Annotated in this window: 1 protein-coding gene and 1 pseudogene; both read right to left on the bottom strand. The window is 41.3% G+C overall.

Translation table 11 applies throughout. The features are described 5' to 3' along the window. Positions 1-172: 172 nt before the first annotated feature. Positions 173-262, bottom strand: a pseudogene (locus tag AC5JMK_RS13885) (diversity-generating retroelement protein Avd); the annotation flags it as partial. Positions 263-413: 151 nt separating this feature from the next. Continuing rightward, positions 414-3155, bottom strand: coding sequence for an SUMF1/EgtB/PvdO family nonheme iron enzyme (locus AC5JMK_RS13880; protein WP_495910365.1), 2742 nt, complete (start codon positions 3153-3155; stop codon positions 414-416). Positions 3156-3294 lie beyond the last annotated feature (139 nt).

Raw genomic sequence — 3294 nt, 5'->3', positions numbered from 1 at the left:
AAACTCAAAAATAAAGGCGACGCTGTCATCACAATTTAAATGCATAACAGCTTAGAGACGCGAAATTTCGCGTCTCTACTTTCCTGGTCAGATTTATCTGACTTTAGTTATTAGACAAAAAATTTATTTTTTGGCGGGATATGAGGTAGGTGCAAGCTCTCAGCTAGGGCGCAAATTTGTGCTTTCTGGGTAGACGACTCAAAATCGGCACGTACCACTTAATTAGGTCGTAGGTTTTTTGAATCATCGGTAAGTCTTGCATTCGTTAAATATATATTCTGCCAGAATCTTGACAAGATAGTAGACTTGCTGAGATAATACACAGATGTCGTGCTGAATTTGAAAAAAATATCGACCGCCTTCGGCGCAGGGTAGGGAAAAAGAAAGAGTGTAGAGGACTAAAGAGTAAAGAATTAAGTCCTCGCGGCGGGAACTGCAACCCGAAACCCGATGCTGTCGTACCCATCGTCCGGAGCGTCGAGGTAGAGACGACACCCAGAACGGCAATTCCTCTGACTGAGGCTCCAAGAACCACCGCGCAGCATCCGATAATTATTATTAGTACTATCTATCCACGCGCTCCCATCTACGGAGGCGCCCTTATAACTTTCGTGCCAATGGTCGGCGCACCACTCCCAAACATTTCCATGCAGGTCATATAACCCAAAGGCGTTAGCTACCTTGAAGTAGCCTACGGGCGTAGTTTTTTTACGGTACTCTCCCTTTGAACCAGAGCTATAAGTATATTCGCCGTTATAATTCGCTAACTTTGGCGTAATGGTCTCGCCAAAGTGGAACGGGGTTGTCGTGCCTCCCCGGCAAGCATACTCCCACTCGGCTTCACTAGGAAGTCGGTAGTTTCGTCCTGTTAACTGAGATAGTCTATCACAGAATTCCACAGCATCATACCACGATATTGACTCAACTGGTAAATCATCTCCTTTAAAGTGAGATGGGTTGGGCTTGAGTTCACGGTTGATTTGTGTAAGTGCTGCTACAGATCGCCATTGTGCTTGGGTTATGGGATATTTACCCATAGAAAAAGGTGGAACAGTTACCTCGTGCTGAGGACGTTCAGAATTTCGGCTTTCAGCTTCAGTTTCAGGTGAACCCATCGTGAACGTACCGCCTCTGATAGCAACCATGTCCAGGGTAACGCCATTACCAAGGTATTCGGTAAAATATTGTGCTTGGTGACGCTCCCATTGAATTTCCTGTCCTTGGGCGTTGATGGTGACAACATCGAATGCAAAAAGTGGTGATAAGCGCTTGATTCCACAAGCAATATGTTTTTGGACAAGAGCCTCAAAAATTTCTTTGACGTTTCCAGAAGCGTTCAACCACCACCCACAAAGTAAGTCACTCTTAGCTGAAGATAAGTCAACACTTTCTCGCACACCCCAGCCAAAACGCCTTGTGGAGTATTGCATCCAAAGTAAATCAATAGTAATAAGACAGGAGGAGGAAAGTTTTTCTATTGACGCAACATCAAACTCACCTTCGCTTTCGCGGTGAGCTACCTTCAGCATAACTTTTACTGTTTCCTGAGCAGCTTTTTCCCAATCTCCAGCCGCAAGGTAATTAGCAAGTTGAGTGTAATCTTGATCAACTCGGTTTTTAACTACGCGAATCCGCTTCTCTCCTGTGTTGTCTCCATCTACAGTCCAGCATCTTGCTTGAGCCAAATAATTTTCAGCTTCAACTAAAGTCGGTAGTCTGTAATAGTACACAGCATTATTTTCATAATTATTCCTACTTTGAGAGAGAGTATAGAGATTCAGCCAGTTACAGAAATCCAGGGTATTTTCCCAACAGATTCCAATTACAGGATTTTTAGCATTTCCAGCAGAAAATCTCATTGAACTAGAGCCTTGAACATCAATAAAAAGTTGATATTCGGCACAAGTAATATAACTAGTATCTATTTCTAAGTTTTCATTAATTGGTTGTAAGTTGTTCAATCGCCGTGTTAGTTTTACTTGTGCTGCTAATTTAAAGATTTCTGGGTCATTAGACTCTAATCCAGCATCAAGTTTATCTATAAGTTGTTGCCTAAGTTGTGGGTCAATACGCCAACCTTCTTCTTCGTAATCCGAGACAAGTACGAAAGCATTCACAGACGGAGAAGGCATATTGATCACTGCACGCATTAAATTGCTAGCATTATTAATCTGAGCCGCATAGAGACGGATAGTTTCAGCCCACCAAGAATTATTGATATTTGCGATTAATAAACTTTCTTGATTTGATTCTTTGATTTGAACGGCTGCTAAATATTCTTGGAAACTCAAGTGAGCAAATTCATAAATACCGAGTTCTTTTTCGACTAACAACCCACAATCGTCACGAATATGCTTGAGAAAATCTTCTGCATTAGCCAAACTTGGGGGAAAGGTTTGTAACATATTAACTGGAATCAAAGCTGTTGCTTCCGAAAGGATAAACTCACGAGTATTGTTTTGCATCAGTTGCAGTGCTAGCACTTGCAAAACTGGTTGTTTATCGGAAGCTGTCAATACATCAGGTATCTTCTTAGCTGTTTGTCGTTTCTCAAGTAAAATCTCACAAATTTCTTTGTAAAGCCTGACTCTTTTTCCTGGTAAAACACCACGATAACGGTGAACTGTCGCAATCATTGTCAGTAATAAAGGATTCACCGCCATAGCTTTGAGGGGGCGACTATTCTCAATTCTCTGAATTAAATCATTAGCTGCTGTTTCTGCATCTTGCTTCACGCCTTCATCAATTACCCAACGATTATCATGTGCTTCTTTTTGCAAATACCAGTGATGCAGAAAATCTTCTCTTTGCTTCTGATTAAATAGTTGTACTTCTAATTCTTCTACACCTTGTAATCGGGCTGTTCTATAACCATTTGGTCGAGAAGTTAAGATAAAAGCTGTGTGAGGATAGTTCTGCATTTGTTCACCTACCCAACGGCTAATTTGTTGGCGTTGGGTTTGATCAGCGACTTCATCCAATCCATCTAACATCACTAAACATTTTTGTTCGCGTAATTTGTCAGCGAACCAATTAGGTGGTGGATTCAGTGGTTGATCATGGAATTTTTGTTGCTTTATCTGCTGAGTAATTAAATTTGGGAGAGATGGATTATTACTAATTATTTCCTGACGCAATTCTTTGAGATACAACAATACAGGAATTAATTTTGGTACTGGGGGATTGATTTTACCTTTTTGTTTGGTGGCGTAAATCAGAGTTATATGTCTGAGGAGTGTGTTAAACTAAGGCGCTTAGTCACCTAAGCGACTCGTCTTCAAAACCGTGCATGAG

The organism is Pelatocladus sp., from assembly GCF_059505505.1.
Note: the sequence above shows the minus strand (reverse complement) of the source record. Positions and strands in the feature narration are given on the sequence as shown.